The sequence below is a fragment of the Thalassotalea profundi genome (assembly GCF_014653195.1).
GTDB lineage: Bacteria > Pseudomonadota > Gammaproteobacteria > Enterobacterales > Alteromonadaceae > Thalassotalea_B > Thalassotalea_B profundi.
Genome location: NZ_BNAH01000017.1, coordinates 53,833 through 69,786, shown reverse-complemented (window position 1 = coordinate 69,786; position 15,954 = coordinate 53,833). Strand labels below are relative to the sequence as shown.

11 protein-coding genes and 1 tRNA gene are annotated in these 15,954 nt (G+C 37.8%); 11 read left to right on the top strand and 1 reads right to left on the bottom strand.

Going from position 1 to position 15,954, the window contains the following annotated elements:
* The first annotated feature begins 98 nt into the window (after nt 1-98).
* From rlmE to IE155_RS16910, 11 genes are all read left to right on the top strand, one after another.
* The gene (gene rlmE / locus IE155_RS16960) at nt 99-728 is read left to right on the top strand and encodes a 23S rRNA (uridine(2552)-2'-O)-methyltransferase RlmE (RefSeq protein WP_189379444.1); all 630 of its coding nucleotides are present in this window, start codon (nt 99-101) and stop codon (nt 726-728) included.
* Nucleotides 729-817: 89 nt separating this feature from the next.
* Entirely contained in the window at nt 818-2,725 is a 1,908-nt protein-coding gene (gene ftsH / locus IE155_RS16955) for an ATP-dependent zinc metalloprotease FtsH (RefSeq protein ID WP_373295381.1), read from the top strand.
* A gap of 138 nt (nt 2,726-2,863) precedes the next feature.
* The gene (gene folP / locus IE155_RS16950) at nt 2,864-3,715 is read left to right on the top strand and encodes a dihydropteroate synthase (RefSeq protein ID WP_189379442.1); all 852 of its coding nucleotides are present in this window, start codon (nt 2,864-2,866) and stop codon (nt 3,713-3,715) included.
* 21 nt (nt 3,716-3,736) lie between these two features.
* Complete coding sequence (gene glmM, locus IE155_RS16945; protein WP_189379441.1) at nt 3,737-5,074, top strand: phosphoglucosamine mutase; 1,338 nt, start codon at nt 3,737-3,739, stop codon at nt 5,072-5,074.
* A 100-nt stretch (nt 5,075-5,174) separates the two neighbouring features.
* Nucleotides 5,175-5,945, top strand: coding sequence for a triose-phosphate isomerase (tpiA, locus tag IE155_RS16940; RefSeq protein WP_189379440.1), 771 nt, complete (start codon nt 5,175-5,177; stop codon nt 5,943-5,945).
* A 5-nt stretch (nt 5,946-5,950) separates the two neighbouring features.
* Complete coding sequence (gene secG / locus IE155_RS16935; protein WP_189379462.1) at nt 5,951-6,346, top strand: preprotein translocase subunit SecG; 396 nt, start codon at nt 5,951-5,953, stop codon at nt 6,344-6,346.
* A gap of 45 nt (nt 6,347-6,391) precedes the next feature.
* A tRNA-Leu gene (locus IE155_RS16930) sits at nt 6,392-6,476 on the top strand.
* A 497-nt stretch (nt 6,477-6,973) separates the two neighbouring features.
* Nucleotides 6,974-10,267, top strand: a complete 3,294-nt coding sequence (locus IE155_RS16925) for a TonB-dependent receptor (protein ID WP_189379439.1) — start codon at nt 6,974-6,976, stop codon at nt 10,265-10,267.
* A 143-nt stretch (nt 10,268-10,410) separates the two neighbouring features.
* Nucleotides 10,411-11,916: a tryptophan halogenase family protein gene (locus IE155_RS16920; RefSeq protein ID WP_189379438.1), complete on the top strand. Its 1,506-nt coding sequence runs from the start codon at nt 10,411-10,413 to the stop codon at nt 11,914-11,916.
* Nucleotides 11,917-12,009: 93 nt separating this feature from the next.
* The gene (locus tag IE155_RS16915; RefSeq protein ID WP_189379437.1) at nt 12,010-13,038 is read left to right on the top strand and encodes a cupin-like domain-containing protein; all 1,029 of its coding nucleotides are present in this window, start codon (nt 12,010-12,012) and stop codon (nt 13,036-13,038) included.
* Nucleotides 13,039-13,062: 24 nt separating this feature from the next.
* Nucleotides 13,063-14,577 (top strand): tryptophan halogenase family protein, encoded by a 1,515-nt coding sequence (locus IE155_RS16910; RefSeq protein ID WP_189379436.1) that lies wholly within the window; start codon nt 13,063-13,065, stop codon nt 14,575-14,577.
* Nucleotides 14,578-14,636: 59 nt separating this feature from the next.
* On the opposite strand, the gene IE155_RS16905 is transcribed toward IE155_RS16910, so the two are convergent.
* On the bottom strand, nt 14,637-15,854 hold the full coding sequence (locus IE155_RS16905; RefSeq protein WP_189379435.1) for a glycoside hydrolase family 18 protein: 1,218 nt from the start codon (nt 15,852-15,854) through the stop codon (nt 14,637-14,639).
* Between the last annotated feature and the right edge of the window lie 100 nt (nt 15,855-15,954).

Below are 15,954 nucleotides of genomic sequence, written 5' to 3'. Positions count from 1 at the left end.
GTAATACTAGGTCAACACGAGCTTATATTATTTGAATGTAAGTATTGTTTTTTGCTTGTTTATAATGCTGAGCAGGTAAAATTTTATTTGAGAGATAGATGAGTAAGAAAAAATTAACCCAAAGCAGTCAGCGTTGGATGCAAGAACATTTCGATGATGAGTATGTAAAAAAAGCTCAAAAGCTTGGTTTACGTTCACGGGCATATTTTAAAATTGAAGAAATCAATAATAAAGATAAATTAATCAAATCTGGAATGAAGGTAGTTGACCTTGGTGCAGCACCTGGAGGTTGGTCTGAATATGCTGTAAAAGCCGTCGGGGATTCAGGTCAAGTTATTGCTTGTGATATTTTACCCATCGACCCTATAGTTGGAGTTGATTTTCTTCAAGGTGATTTTCGAGAAGAAGCTGTTTTAGATGCTTTATTAACAAGAATAGATGGAAAAAATATTGATGTTGTTATGTCTGATATGGCAGCAAATTTTACTGGTAACGACGCTGCCGATGCAGCAAGAAGCATGTATCTAGTAGAGTTAGCTTTAGATATGTGTCATCAAGTATTGAAGAAAAATGGCGCTTTTGTAGTAAAAGTATTTCAAGGCCAAGGCTTTGAACAATTTATGAAAGAAGTTAGAAATGTCTTCAATATTGTGAAAACTCGAAAACCTGAATCATCAAGAGCTAGGTCTCGAGAGGTATATCTAGTAGCGACAGGGTTTAAATTGTAGTAAATTAGTCTGAATTAATCTGAAATTATATACTTACATCAGTTAGAATAGTGATGTGAATTTTAAAAGAGGTCATTAAGTTGAGCGATATGGCAAAAAATCTTATTTTGTGGTTAGTAATAGCCGTTGTACTAATGTCAGTGTTTCAAAGCTTCACTCCAAGTAGTGGTAACGACGCACAAATTGACTATACCCGTTTTGTGCAAGATGTTCGTCAAGGGCAAGTTCGAGAAGCTAGCGTTGACAGAGCAGGTGTTGTTAAAGGCATTAAGCGTAGCGGCGAAAAATTTGTTACGGTGATCCCTGGTGGTTATGATCGTGACTTAATTAATGATCTTGTTAAGCAAGGTGTTAATGCTACAGGTGAGCTACCAGAAGAACCTAGTATGTTAACAAACATATTTATTTCGTGGTTCCCAATGATTTTACTTATTGGCGTGTGGATATTCTTTATGCGACAAATGCAAGGTGGCGGCGGTAAAGGCGCAATGTCCTTCGGTAAAAGTAAAGCTCGCTTATTGAGCGAAGATCAAATTAAAACTACGTTTGCTGATGTTGCAGGTTGTGATGAAGCAAAAGAAGAAGTTTCTGAGTTAGTTGATTATTTAAAAGATCCAACACGATTTCAAAAATTAGGTGGTCGTATTCCATCTGGTGTACTTATGGTGGGTCAACCAGGTACAGGTAAAACGTTATTAGCAAAAGCAATCGCAGGTGAAGCTAAAGTACCTTTTTTCACTATTTCAGGTTCAGATTTTGTGGAAATGTTTGTAGGTGTTGGGGCTTCTCGTGTTCGTGATATGTTTGAGCAAGCTAAGAAGTCAGCACCTTGTATCATATTTATTGATGAAATTGATGCGGTTGGACGTCAGCGTGGTGCTGGTATGGGCGGTGGACACGATGAACGTGAACAAACGCTAAACCAAATGTTAGTTGAAATGGATGGTTTTGAAGGTAATGAAGGTGTTATTGTTATTGCTGCAACTAACCGTCCAGATGTGTTAGATCCTGCGTTATTGAGACCTGGCCGTTTTGACCGTCAAGTCACTGTAGGCCTACCTGATATCCGTGGTCGTGAACAAATATTAAAAGTGCATATGCGTAAAGTACCATTAGGTGACGATGTTAAGGCATCGGTTATTGCTCGTGGTACACCAGGCTTTTCAGGTGCAGATTTAGCCAACCTAGTGAATGAAGCTGCTTTATTTGCTGCACGCTCAGCTCGTCGTACTGTTTCAATGGATGAGTTTGAAAAAGCTAAGGATAAGATTTTGATGGGTGCAGAGCGCCGTTCAATGGTGATGTCTGAAAGCGAAAAAGAAATGACAGCATACCACGAAGCAGGACATGCCATTGTTGGTCGTTTAATGCCAGATCATGACCCCGTTTATAAAGTGAGTATTATTCCTCGTGGCCGTGCGCTAGGTGTGACTATGTATTTACCTGAGCAAGATCGTTTTAGTCACAGTAAACAACATTTAGAGAGCAATATTTCATCTTTATATGGTGGTCGTATTGCAGAAGAAATGATTTATGGTTTTGACAAAGTCTCTACTGGCGCTTCAAATGACATTGAGCGTGCAACACAATTAGCACGTAAAATGGTGACACAATGGGGCTTCTCTGAAAAAATGGGGCCGATGCTTTTTGCTGAAGAAGAAGGCGAAGTATTCTTAGGTCGTACTTCATCAAAATCGTTAAATATGTCAGATGAAACGGCAAAAGCCATTGATGAAGAGATTAAAGAGTTTGTTAATCGTAACTATCAACGTGCGGAAAGAGTTCTTAAAGAGAACGAAGATATTTTACATGCAATGAAAGATGCACTTATGCATTATGAAACTATTGACGCGGGTCAAATAGATGATTTGATGGAACGTAGAGAAGTACGTAAACCTGCTGCTGAATGGGATAATCATTCAGACTCAGATAAGCCACCTACAGCTAAAGCTGAAGTACAGCCTGATTTAAATAAGCCATCAGACGCTGCAAGTTAAACAGCATATTAATGTAATAAAACTGTCAACAAAGCCTCGATTATCGAGGCTTTGTTTTATAATATGATTGATAAGCTTATTTAAACCAATCGTATTAACTCATAGTTCGATTGGTATAATAAAAAGGTAGTGTTTAACATGCTGACTGGTCCTACAGCTAATTTATCCGTTTGTTCTCGCTTTAAGCTTGATTTAACTCAGCCTAAGGTTATGGGGATTGTTAATGTGACTCCTGATTCTTTCTCCGATGGCGGAAAATTCAATAATATTGACTTGGCACTTCATCAAGTTGAAAAAATGATTTCAGAAGGTGCTTCAATAATTGATATTGGTGGCGAATCAACACGACCAGGCGCAGCAGAAGTAAGCGATAAAGACGAATTAGAACGCACGATACCTTTATTAAAAGCCATTAGGTCACGATTTGATATTCTAATTTCAATAGATACGAGTAAAGCCTCAGTGATGGCTGAGTCAATAATACATGGCGTTGATATCATTAATGACGTGAGAGCTTTACAAAATAAGGGGTGTATTGAAGTGGCAGCGCAAACAGATATTCCTATCTGTTTGATGCATATGCAGGGTAAACCAAGAACTATGCAGGTAGCTCCTATTTATAATGATTTGATTGAAGATATTAAATTGTTTTTTCAGCAGCGAATAGAGCAATGCCAAAAAGCAGGCATAGAGCGGCAAAGAATAATACTCGATCCAGGTTTTGGCTTTGGAAAAACACTTGAACAGAATTATAAATTACTTGCCAATTTACAAGAATTTTCGAGTTTTAAATTACCTATATTGTCGGGAACATCAAGAAAGTCTATGATTGGCAATTTATTAAATTGCCCACCACAAGAGAGATTAGCAGGCAGTTTAGCGACCGCTTTATTAGCCGCACAAAATGGCGCGCATATTATCCGCGTGCATGATGTAAAAGAAACTGTTGATGCGTTACGCGTATTAGCGACAGCACAAAACAATAAATAATAACTGACAAGGGAGACTTGTATGTCAGAGAGAAAATATTTTGGTACCGACGGGATCAGAGGTTTAGTTGGGCAGTACCCAATAACACCTGATTTTGTGATGAGATTGGGCTATGCAGCAGGTAAAGTATTGGCTGCTCAAGGCACAAAAAAAGTATTAATTGGTAAAGATACACGTATTTCTGGTTATATGCTTGAATCATCACTTGAAGCGGGCTTCTCAGCCGCAGGTGTTGATATTGGGTTACTTGGGCCAATGCCAACGCCGGGTATCGCTTATTTAACTAAAACGTTTCGCGCCGAAGCGGGAATAGTGATCAGCGCGTCACATAATCCTTTTTATGATAATGGCATTAAATTTTTCTCACAAGATGGTCAAAAGCTTCCAGATGATGTTGAGCAAGCGATAGAAGCTGAACTTGACAAACCTATGGGATGTGTTGAATCAAGTCATTTAGGCAAGGCTAATCGTATTGATGATGCAGCGGGGCGTTATATTGAGTTTTGTAAAAGTAACTTTCCAAGTCAGTACTCTCTTTCAGGCATGAAACTTGTAGTCGATTGTGCTCATGGGGCGACGTATCATATTGCACCTAATGTTTTTAGAGAGCTAGGTGCTGAGGTTATTGTTATTGGTGGCTCACCTAATGGGAAAAATATAAACGATGGCTGTGGTGCAACCTCTATGGATGCGATTAGCGCTGCTGTTTTAGAGCATAATGCAGATCTTGGTATAGCACTAGACGGTGATGGCGATCGTTTGATGATGGTTGACCACACAGGCTATGTTGTTGATGGTGATGAATGTGTATTTGTTATTGCTTGTAACGATTTAAAATCTGGTAATATTCGTGGTGGTGTTGTTGGCACATTAATGAGTAATATGGGACTAGAATTGGCATTAGCTGATATGGGTGTACCGTTTGCTCGAAGTAATGTTGGTGATCGCTATGTAATGGAAATGTTAAAAGAAAATGGTTGGCAGTTAGGCGCTGAAAATTCTGGCCATGTTATTAACTTAAGTCATACATCTACCGGCGATGGTATTATTGCGGCGTTGAATGTTCTAACAGCGATTTGTTCTAGTAAGAAATCACTTAATGAGCTACGCCAAGGAATGACTAAATTACCGCAAGTATTGGTTAATGTCCGTTTTGCAGGAGATAATGATCCTTTAACAACGGAAGGGGTAATGAATGCTGTTCATACCGTAAATGAAAAGCTTACCGGCCGTGGTAGAGTATTGTTAAGAAAATCAGGTACGGAGCCTTTAATTCGCGTTATGGTTGAAGGGCCGGAACATGAAGAAGTGACACTCCTGGCTAATGAAATTGCCGATGCTGTCAAAAAAGCATGCTAATGGGTTGAAATATGAGCAAATGAACAAGATATTAAGTGAAAAGCTTGTATCTTGTGGCGAGGTTAGTTAATATCTCGCCGCTTAAATTTAGGAAAGATAAATGACCAGACAAGCAATAGTTGCTGCCAATTGGAAAATGAATGGTAGCCTCTCTTTAGTAAAAGAAATGATAAGCGGATTAAAGCAGGTTGAACTTGCTTCAAACGTAAAAGTTGTTGTTTGTCCTAGCTTTCCTTATTTAGCTGCATATTCCAACGAAAGTACAAAGCAGAATTTATCAAATAAATTTTGTTTAGGTGCTCAAAATATGAGTGAACAGCAAAACGGTGCATATACTGGTGAAGTTTCATCAGAAATGCTTAGTGAACTGTCTGTTAATTATGTTATTTTGGGACATTCAGAGCGAAGAAGCTTATATCAAGAAACAAGCAATTTAATTGCTCTGAAAGTAGCTAAGGCACTTGAAGATAACTTAACACCGATATTATGTATTGGTGAAAGTGAGCAAGAACGTACAGCAGAAAAAACTGAAGCTGTGCTTGCATCACAAATACAGCCTGTGATTGATGAGATAGGCATAGAAAAATTTACTGAAGTGGTTATCGCGTATGAGCCTGTTTGGGCAATTGGTACGGGTAAAACCGCTTCGCCAGAAATGGCACAAGAAACACATGCTTTTATTCGACAATATTTAGCGAATGAAAGTGATATAGTCGCACAAAAGGTTCCTTTGTTATATGGCGGTAGCGTCAACGAAGGTAATTGTGAACAATTATTCGCTCAAACAGATATAGACGGTGGTCTTATCGGTGGAGCTAGTTTAAAAGTCGAAGAATTCAGTGTAATTTGTTCGACAGCGAAAGGACAATAACAATGTTGTATCAAATTTTGATCGTAGTTTACCTAATCGTAGCACTTTGCTTGATTGGTTTAGTTTTAATCCAACAGGGTAAAGGCGCAGATATGGGCGCATCTTTTGGTGCTGGTTCATCGGCGACCATCTTTGGTTCAAGCGGTTCGGGCAACTTCTTAACAAAAACAACTACATGGTTGGCGGTTGCTTTTTTCATCATTAGTTTAGTTTTGGGTAACCTTACTGCTAATCGTGTTAAAGCGACTGATGAATGGAATGATCTTGCTGCTCCTGTTACAGAACAAGTAGATGGAATTCCTTCTGGTAGTGTTGAGCCTCAGGTAATTGAGAATAGCGATGTTCCTGCAGCAACAGTGCAAGATAGCACTAAAGCTAAAGATAGTGATATTCCAGATTAAATCAACTTATTTACCTCAAAACGAGTTAACATAGTTTAGTATTGCGCGGATGTGGCGGAATTGGTAGACGCGCCAGCTTGAGGGGCTGGTGACTTAGGTCGTGGGGGTTCAAGTCCCCCCATCCGCACCACTAAACTATAAAATATATTTTAAAGCCGATTCATTATGAATCGGCTTTTTACATTTAGTGGTTCTTTTACCATTGATTCTTTAACATCTATTCACTAAAGCCCTTTATTAAATTTATTCTAAACTGCCGTTATTAAAAGAAAATCACTAGTAGATTAAAAAGTGGTTGATTTTGGGTATCAATAAGTGTTAAAAAGTAACGGTATTGCCTTGAGTAGCATGTTAATTTGTAACTTAACTTAAAAAAGTAGTGTGCTATAGATTAATTTATACCTAATTTAGTGAAGAGTATTTACGCAATTGAGTAATAAAAGGATTAAAGCGTTACTTTAATTGGACAATTATATTTGTTGTATTTGCATACACTTGTTTTTACGTATTATTTGTACTAATGTTTACGGATAAAAATGACAACGCTGTCAGAGCGTTAAGGTTACAAAACAAAGGCATAAACATTATTAGAAAACCAAAATTATAAAAATACATTGAGGGTTAAACATGTCTAGTAAATTTGAGAGAAAACGTTTAGTAATCGCTATTTCAGCAGCGATTAGTTGCTCACTTTCTACAACTGCTATAGCTCAAGAGACTGAAACTGCTGAGACAAAAGCAGATGATGTCACGGAGGTTATTGAAGTTCGTGGTATGCGTCAAAGTATACAAAGTGGCCAGCTCTTAAAGCAATATGCTGACACAGTAAAGGATGTTATAACAGCAACAGATATTGGTGCGTTACCTGATAAATCGGTTACCGAAGCACTTCAGCGTGTACCTGGTGTAACTATTGAGCGTTTTGCATCATCGAGTGATCCAAAACATTATGCTGATGAAGGAACAGGGGTATTAGTACGTGGCCTTGATCGAGTGCGTTCTGAAATTAACGGCCGAGATGCATTTAGTGCAAACCCTTATGGTGGTCTTAGTTATGAAGACTTTCCTGCTGAATTATTAGGGGCAGTAGAAGTTGTTAAAAACCAAACGGCAGATCTCATCTCTGGGGGTATCGCAGGTACGGTTAACCTTATTACTCGTAAGCCATTTGATTCTGATAAACGCTTATTTTCATTTAACGCAAAAGCTAACTATGCTGACTTTAGAGAAGAAACAACCCCTTCTTTTTCAGCGCTTTTCTCTGATAACTGGGAGACGGATGCAGGTAAATTTGGTGTACTTGTTGCTGCTTCAAAATCAGAATACCAAACTCGTGGTGATGGGGTAGGTTTAGGTAATTTTCATAGCCGCGGCCCTTCTGATAAGTTTTCTTATGATGAATGGGGAACAGCAACACCTGGTGTCGTTCCTGGACAATATTCAAACCCTTGTGTGCCTGGTGATACTGGGTGGCGTAGTTGTGAGGGCATGGGCTATGAAGACACTGTGCAATATACAGATGCTGATTCAGCTGCATATACACCTCTGTATGAAGGTACTGCAATTTCAGATCAACCAGAAGGTGTTACCTATTACACGCCAGCGGCTATACACATGAGTACAGCTGAAAACGATCGTAAACGCCAAGGGATTACCGCTTCATTACAATGGCAAAGCACAGATGAGCGAATTACCGCCACTTTAGAGCATATTAACTCTAAAGCATCTCTCGAATATCGTGAAAACCAAATAGGTCAAGCAGCTCAAGGTTTTGTTTCAGATTTACGTTCTTCACACGATTGGATTGATGGAGGGGAAGGTTACGAACGTACATTTGATGATAATGGCTTTTTAACCTCAGGCGTTGCATTGGGGACACATACCGGCGTTCCATTAATGTATCGCAGTCGCTGGAATTACAATGAAAATACGGTAGAAGATACTTCTTTTAATTTAATTTTCAAACCAAATGAACGTTTAGTTTTAGCGTTTGATTATCAAAACATAGATTCTGAACAAGTTGTACATAATTATAGTATGGCAGGTCAAACGCGTGGTGGTCACGTGGCCAACGTTTCGCCTTATTACCTTGATTTAACCGGTTCAAGACCAACTATTGAGTATCTTAGCGATAACATATTAACACCTGGATATGCCCCAGATGCTGATGGTAATCCTATCATGACAGAGCCAAACTTGTTTTTGGCCTCAGGTATGGAACAAGAAGAATATAATACGGCTAAGTCTGACAGTTTTCAATTTGATGTTTCTTATGAACTCGACGGGGTTATGACTGTTGTTAAAGGTGGTTTTTATCATTCAGATAAAGACTTAACTGTTCGTGATACCAATTACGAAGGCTGGTCTGCTATTGGTACACCTTGGGTAGAGGCTGATCGAATTGCTGCAGGTGCAATAAACAGACCTGAATTATTTGAACAAGTTGATTTTTCAGATTTTTATAACGGAGATGTCCTATTAGGCGGTGTTAATAATTTCTTATTTCCAAGAATGGATTTAGTTAAAGATTATGCTAATTCTTTACGTCAAGGGTGTCAGGACGGTTGGCATAACGCTACTTTGAGTGCAGCAAATGGGGGGGTTTGTACAGGCACGTATGTTCCTTACGCTGATAAACCTAATCGTGTTGAAGGGCCTTTTGCCGCGCACAATATTAGTTCAATTAATGAAAAACGCACTGAGTTTTATATACGAGGTGATTTTGACTTTCTTGATCATGATATTCCGTTGAAAGGAAATATCGGTTTGCGTTATGTTAAGTATGATTTAGAGTCGACTGGTGCATTAGTACAGCCATTAATCTCTTCTCGTGGTGACGAAGGCACTTCACGTAACGAGGTCATGCAACGTGATCATAAAGCGCTTTATGACTTGGCTAACGGTGATTCATTATTAACGACAGTTAATGGTACCGATTATACAACGGTGTTACCAAGCTTAAACTTGAACTATGGTTTAACGGAAGAAGTCGTCATTCGTTTTGGTGCATCAAAAGGTTTGTATTACCCAAGCTTACTAGATACACGAAACCTCACGGTAATGAGTCTTGACTATACTACTCGTTTACAAGACCCTTCTTTACCTCAAAGTGATGAAACTAACCCTATTATTGCACTTGATAATATGAATTTAACAGCGTTGGCGAGTAACCCATACCTAGAGCCAGAAGAGTCTATTAATTTAGACTTAACAACTGAATGGTATTTTGCTGATGCAGGCTTTTTGACGGTTGGTTTATTTCATAAAAAGCTCGACAACATAATCCGTAACAAACGTTTTGATCTTGATGTTGAGTTTAATGGCGAAAACTATGATGTAGCCGCTTATGGTCCGGACAATACAGGTTCTGGTACTATTCGTGGGATTGAATTTTCATATTCACAATTCTACGATATGTTACCAGGAGCATGGGGTGGTTTAGGTTTACAGTTTAACTTTACTTATATTGATCAATCAGGGTTAGAAGATCCAAATGATGTTGGTGAAGGAACTTTAGGCTTTAAAGAAGATGGCTCAAGAGTTGATGACAACCGTCATTCTTTTAGAGCATTTAGCGGTTTGCCTTTACAGGGCTATTCAGATAAAAATATGAATATTGTTGGTATGTATGAATATGAAAATATTTCATTCCGTCTTGCCTATACATGGCGTTCTGAATATTTGCTGACATTACGCGAATCTGAAGAATATGCACCTGCATATTCTGAAGCCTCAGGTATGATGGATGCGAGCTTTTATTATACCATCAATGAAAACTGGAAAATTGGCATTGAGGGTAGTAACTTACTTAATGATGATACTAAGACTCAATATCAAATGAATCAGGAAGGTCTGAAAACTGATGCCTTAAGCTTTACGACTGATCGTCGTTATGCGTTAAGTGTTCGTGCCACTTTCTAGTAGCAAACGCTATTGATAAAGGCTATAAACTGCACAGTAGTGATATTGTGCAGTTTATTACACTTTAGTTGGCTTTATATTCAATATCACTCAAAAAATTATTTAATATTCAAAAGTTCTTTTACTCTACAAACGGCTTCATTATGCAAAACCCTTTAAAATCTATTTGTATTGTTGGTGGTGGTACTGCTGGCTGGATGGCCGCAACGTTACTGTCATCAGCCACAAGAGGTAGCAATATTAAGATCACCGTTATTGAGTCACCTGATATTGCAACAATAGGAGTGGGCGAGTCTACAGTACCGTCAATAATGGACTTTTTACAAACGTGCCAAATTAATCTTAAAGAATTTATACAAGCAACGTCCGCCAGTTTTAAATTAGGTATACGGTTTGATAACTGGCAAACACCAGAAGAAAGTTATTTTCATCCCTTTGGTCGAGTCGGTAAAGGAGTCAATGGGTTTGATTTTTATCAGGCTTGGCTAAAATCTCTTGCTGATGGGCAATTAACACGTTGGTTAGATTATTCCCCAAGCGCTATTATGGCAGAGCATGAGCGTTTTATGTTGCGCCCAAATCAATCACAAGATTGGGTATTATCAAGTTATGCCCACGCTTTACATTTAGATGCTGTTAAAGTGGCTAATTATTTACGTGAACTTTGTGCTCAACGTGGTGTTGCTCGAATTGAAGCAACAGTTAACGAAGTTAATCTTGATGGAAATAAATTTATACAAGACTTAATTTTAGATAATGAAGCAACAGTTTCAAGTGACTTTTTCATTGATTGTACTGGTTTCAAGGGCCTTTTAATTGAAAAGTCGTTAAAGGTTGAATATGAAGATTGGTCCCATTTATTGCCTTGTAATCGTGCAGTAGTTGTACAAACTGAGCAAGATGGTCAACCTGTCCCATATACAATTGCAACAGCACAAGATGCTGGCTGGTCTTGGAAAATTCCATTGCAACACCGAACTGGCAATGGTTATGTGTTTTCTAATCAGTTTTGTAATGATGAACAGGCGATAAAGACTTTACTGACGAATGTCAGTGGTACAGTTCTTAATGAACCTCGAGTTATTCCATTTGTTACAGGTAAGCGCAAAAAAATATTACACAATAATTGTTTGGCTTTAGGGCTTGCTTCTGGTTTTTTAGAGCCATTGGAGTCTACAGCTATACATCTTATTTATAAAACTCTCGTTCACTTTATTAAGTATTTACCCGATAAAGACTTTGATACATACAACGAACAAGTGTTTAATCAAAAAATTGATATCGATTACATAGAAATTCGAGACTTTATTGTTCTTCATTATTGCACATCAACACGATCTGACTCTAAATTTTGGCAATGGTGTCAAACCATGGAAATTCCCGAAACATTAAAGGAAAAAATACACTTATTTAAAGAAAGAGGGGTTGTCGAAGACATTCCTGGACAGTTTTTTAGCAGTGATAGTTGGTATTCTATTTTAGAAGGTATGAAAATACGCCCAAAAAAATATCACCCTTTATTAGATGCGTTTCATAGCGAAAATTTAGCCAATACATTAAATGAGAATGTAAGCACTATTCGTGATACGGTGCTAAAAATGCCGAAGCATTATGACTATATTCAGTCACATTGTCAGGCTCAAAGATAGAAAAGTGTTTCAAATAAAAACCTAATATTAAGTTAACGAAATATTGCACAAATTAAGTAATAAAAACAAAGTAATAAGTGTGAAAATAATTAGATGACGGTATATAAAAGCATTCCAGAATATTGTGCACAAAACTCTCCTTTAGGAGCTACACAGTTTTTTAATGAGATTGCGCCTGCCCAAAAGCCCGTTGTTATCCGTGGCTTTGCTAAGAGCTGGCCAGTAGTGCAAGCAGCTCAAAAGCACGCTATTGACTTCATCAGTTATTTGAATGAGTTTTATACAGGTAAAAAGGCTAAAATGATTGTTGCGCCGCCTTCAGCTGATAAACGTTTTTTTTACAATGATGAAATGACTGATGTTAATTACCTAAGTGGTGAGGAACGCGTAGATTTATTTTTAGGGCGTCTTTTAGAACTGGCTGACAGAGAGGTTTATCCGGCTATTTCCATGCAGAATGCTTATATTAGCGATATTTTTCCGGGGTTAGTTAATCATAATGCTTCTGAGTTTTTCCCCGACTTAGAGCCACGTCTTTGGATAGGTAATGAAGGTATTGTTAGTGCTCATTATGATGGCTCTGATAATGTAGCTTGTGTGATTGCGGGTCGTAGGCAATTTATACTGTTTCCGCCTGAACAAACAAAAAATTTATATCCAGGCTCTTTAAATTTTACACCAGCGGGTGCACCAACAAGCTTAGTTGATTTTAAAGCACCAGATTATGAACGCTATCCCTTATTTAAACAGGCTCAAAAAGAAGGTTACAGCGTAGAGCTAGGGCCGGGTGATGCTATTTTTATTCCTATGCTTTGGTGGCATCATGTTGAGTCGTTGGATAAAGTAAATGCATTAATGAATTATTGGTGGACGGGCTCTTCGGCACCTAATGCAATGTCACCAAGTCCCATAGATAGTTTAAATATAGCCTTGCTGGCTATGCGAGATCTTAGCCAAAATCAACGAAATGCTTGGCGTTGTATGTTTGATCACTATCTTTTTAAGCAAGGCGTTGATCCTGCTTCCTATATTCCTGAGCATCAACATCATCTATTAGGTGAATTATCAACTGATTATATTGAAGCGGTTAAAGACTATTTTGCTAAAAAATTACATAAATAAAATGACCCGTAATGAGCACATATCATGTTAAATAACGTAAATAATGACAGTAAACCTAAAAAGTTAGTAATAGTAGGTGGCGGAACTGCAGGGTGGATGGCAGCAAATTTATTGGCGACACAATGGAAAGATACTGAAATTATTTTAGTTGAGTCTCAAGAAATAGGTATTATTGGTGTTGGCGAAGGTAGTACGCCTCACTTGAAGTTGTTTTTTGATGCGATAGGTGTTGCTGACGCAGATTGGATGCCAGAGTGTAATGCAACGTATAAAAATGGTATTACTTTTGATAAGTGGTCAACTATTGAAGGCTTTGAATCTTATTTTCATCCGTTTGCGGCGCAAACCGACGATATTTTTACAGTCCCTCATTTTTTCAACAATATTTATGCGCGTATGCAGGGGTATCAAGTTGATGCCCACCCAGATGATTACTTTTTAGAATCTTATTTATCGAAAAATAACTTGGGACCTATACCGGATGAGTGCTTTCCTTTTGGTATTGCCTATGGTTATCACTTTGATTCTGCGCTATTAGGACAATTTTTATCTAAAAATGCACAAAAACATGGCGTAAAAAGAATCGTCGGTACGGTTAATGAAGTGCTAATGCATAACGATGGTAGCTTAAACGCAGTTAAATTAAATGATAATACATTATTGACAGCTGACTTTTTTATTGACTGTTCAGGCTTTCGCTCTTTACTGATGCAAAGCACATTAAAAGTTAATTATCAGAGCTTTAAAGATAATTTATATAATGATTCGGCTGTTGTTATGCCTAGTGAAATATCACAAACGCTACCTGTAGAAACTAAATCTACAGCTCTATCTAATGGTTGGGCTTGGCAAATACCACTTAGAAACCGGTTTGGAAATGGCTATGTCTATAGTAGCGACTACATTAATTCGGAGCAGGCAGAAGTTGAGCTCAGGCAACATTTAGGATTATTAGATAGTGATATACAAGCCAGACATTTACAAATGAAAGTAGGGCGAGTTGAAAAACACTGGCACAAAAACTGTTTAGCTGTTGGTTTATCACAGGGTTTTATTGAGCCTCTTGAGGCAACCGCTATTGCACTTTCATTTAATACAATAGCTCAATTCATGCAATATTTTCATGAAGGTAAAGGGACGAACAAATTTGAAGCGGCATTTAATCAAGATATTAACGCTAGATTCGATGGGATTCGAGATTATGTCGTTTGTCATTACAAAACTAACCAGCGTAATGATACCGCTTATTGGCGAGATAATGCAGCCAATAATCATATCTCTGAAACTTTAAAGCGTATTTTACATCTTTGGCAGAATAGTCAAAACTTTGCTGGAGATATGCATAAGTATAACTTAATCGGCAGTTATCAGCCTAAATCATGGGCGTGTATGCTTGCTGGCTATGGAGTATTTCCTACCGATAACGTGAAACAATCATTTGATTATTCAGCATATCATCAGGAAAAAGTAGCATTGAAAGACTTTATTAGGCGCTGTGGTTTAAACTTTAAAAAGCATCATGAACTTTTAAAAAATTAATGTTTAATTAGGGCTGTATAAAGAATATCTAGTTGTTATAAAGCTTTAATTTTTATCGCTTATTCCTTAGCTTTTAATTTCATACCTTTATTCATGGCATCAAGCAAATTGCCATTGTCTTGTATTAACTGCCATGAGAATACGCCCGCTAACCCTTTGTTTTTAGCCCACTGAGCTTTTGCTAAAGTAGAACGTTTATCGTCAAAAGAAATAAAGCCTTTATTGTCTGCATTATAAAAATAGGCTGCTTGTGCTTTGGTATCATAACCATATTGATAACCGGTAGGTGGTTTGTTGATTAACGCTTTGTAGGTAAAACTCCCTATTGAAACAGCTTGATTTTCTTTATTGAAATGATCACCTTGCCAGCCACTGTTGGTCCAACCTCTGCCATAAAATGCGATACCCAGTACTAGTTTTTGCTCAGGAATACCTGCATTAAGCAAGTTGTTGATCATGGCTTCGCTACTCTGGGGATTATTTTCGCTACTAAATAAATTAGTATGATGAGAAGCTCGCCCGTTACCAACAGCAAAGTCGTACGTCATTGCAAAGACATAATCCATAAAAGGGATCGTTTTTTTCCAATCAATGGCATTAGTCTTGTCGGCTTGGCCACTGACTGCCGCACTTAATTGATATTCTCTACCTGTTTGTTGTTGAAGCTTATTAAGACCTTCGCGCAGTTCTTTCATCATTAATGTAAAAACGAGCTTTTCATTTAGTGCTGCCTTTCCTTGTAATTTTCTTTGATTATTTCCACCGCCACCAGGATATTCCCAGTCAATATCAATACCGTCAAATACCTCGTGTTTTTTTATTAACTCAAGTGCGGATTCAACAAAATGTTTAAGCCCTGAGTTACTTTTTGCCATTTCATGAAAAGGTTGTGAAAGTGTCCAACCACCAAATGAGGGTAAAATACGTAAATGTGGATGTTGTTGCTTTAGTTTTCTAAAAGCGTTTAATTCAGTCATTACTGCATTTTCATTATAAAAAACGGCAGAAAAAGGGGCTTTTCCCTCGCAAGCAGTTGCCATTGCTTTTTGCGTTGCTGCATTAGTACCACTATTATCTCCGCATAATCCTACAAAGGCATATAATATGTGACTTAACTTTTCCGCGGGTAAATTACTTACAGCAGTCGGCTCACCTTTTGCGGAATAATAGCTTGCGATAACAGGTTCTTGTGCGTTAATAGATAAAGTTATTAATCCTAATAGAAAAATAGAAAGCTTTAATGTTGGAATTAAGGTCAATCGCAGTTTAAGTATCATAATATTCCTTATTAATTAGGATTAGCTTCTTATCTATTAAAGTATGCTTAAGTTGTTTCACGATAACCATACATTACTTCAGTGGCTAACTGTTAATTAT

Coding starts and splice junctions, on each gene's coding strand:
- rlmE (WP_189379444.1), top strand. CDS start 99: ATGAGTAAGAAAAAATTAACCCAAAGCAGTCAGCGTTGGATGCAAGAA.
- folP (WP_189379442.1), top strand. CDS start 2,864: ATGCTGACTGGTCCTACAGCTAATTTATCCGTTTGTTCTCGCTTTAAG.
- IE155_RS16920 (WP_189379438.1), top strand. CDS start 10,411: ATGCAAAACCCTTTAAAATCTATTTGTATTGTTGGTGGTGGTACTGCT.
- tpiA (WP_189379440.1), top strand. CDS start 5,175: ATGACCAGACAAGCAATAGTTGCTGCCAATTGGAAAATGAATGGTAGC.
- IE155_RS16925 (WP_189379439.1), top strand. CDS start 6,974: ATGTCTAGTAAATTTGAGAGAAAACGTTTAGTAATCGCTATTTCAGCA.
- IE155_RS16905 (WP_189379435.1), bottom strand. CDS start 15,854: ATGATACTTAAACTGCGATTGACCTTAATTCCAACATTAAAGCTTTCT.
- IE155_RS16910 (WP_189379436.1), top strand. CDS start 13,063: ATGTTAAATAACGTAAATAATGACAGTAAACCTAAAAAGTTAGTAATA.
- IE155_RS16915 (WP_189379437.1), top strand. CDS start 12,010: ATGACGGTATATAAAAGCATTCCAGAATATTGTGCACAAAACTCTCCT.
- ftsH (WP_373295381.1), top strand. CDS start 818: ATGGCAAAAAATCTTATTTTGTGGTTAGTAATAGCCGTTGTACTAATG.
- glmM (WP_189379441.1), top strand. CDS start 3,737: ATGTCAGAGAGAAAATATTTTGGTACCGACGGGATCAGAGGTTTAGTT.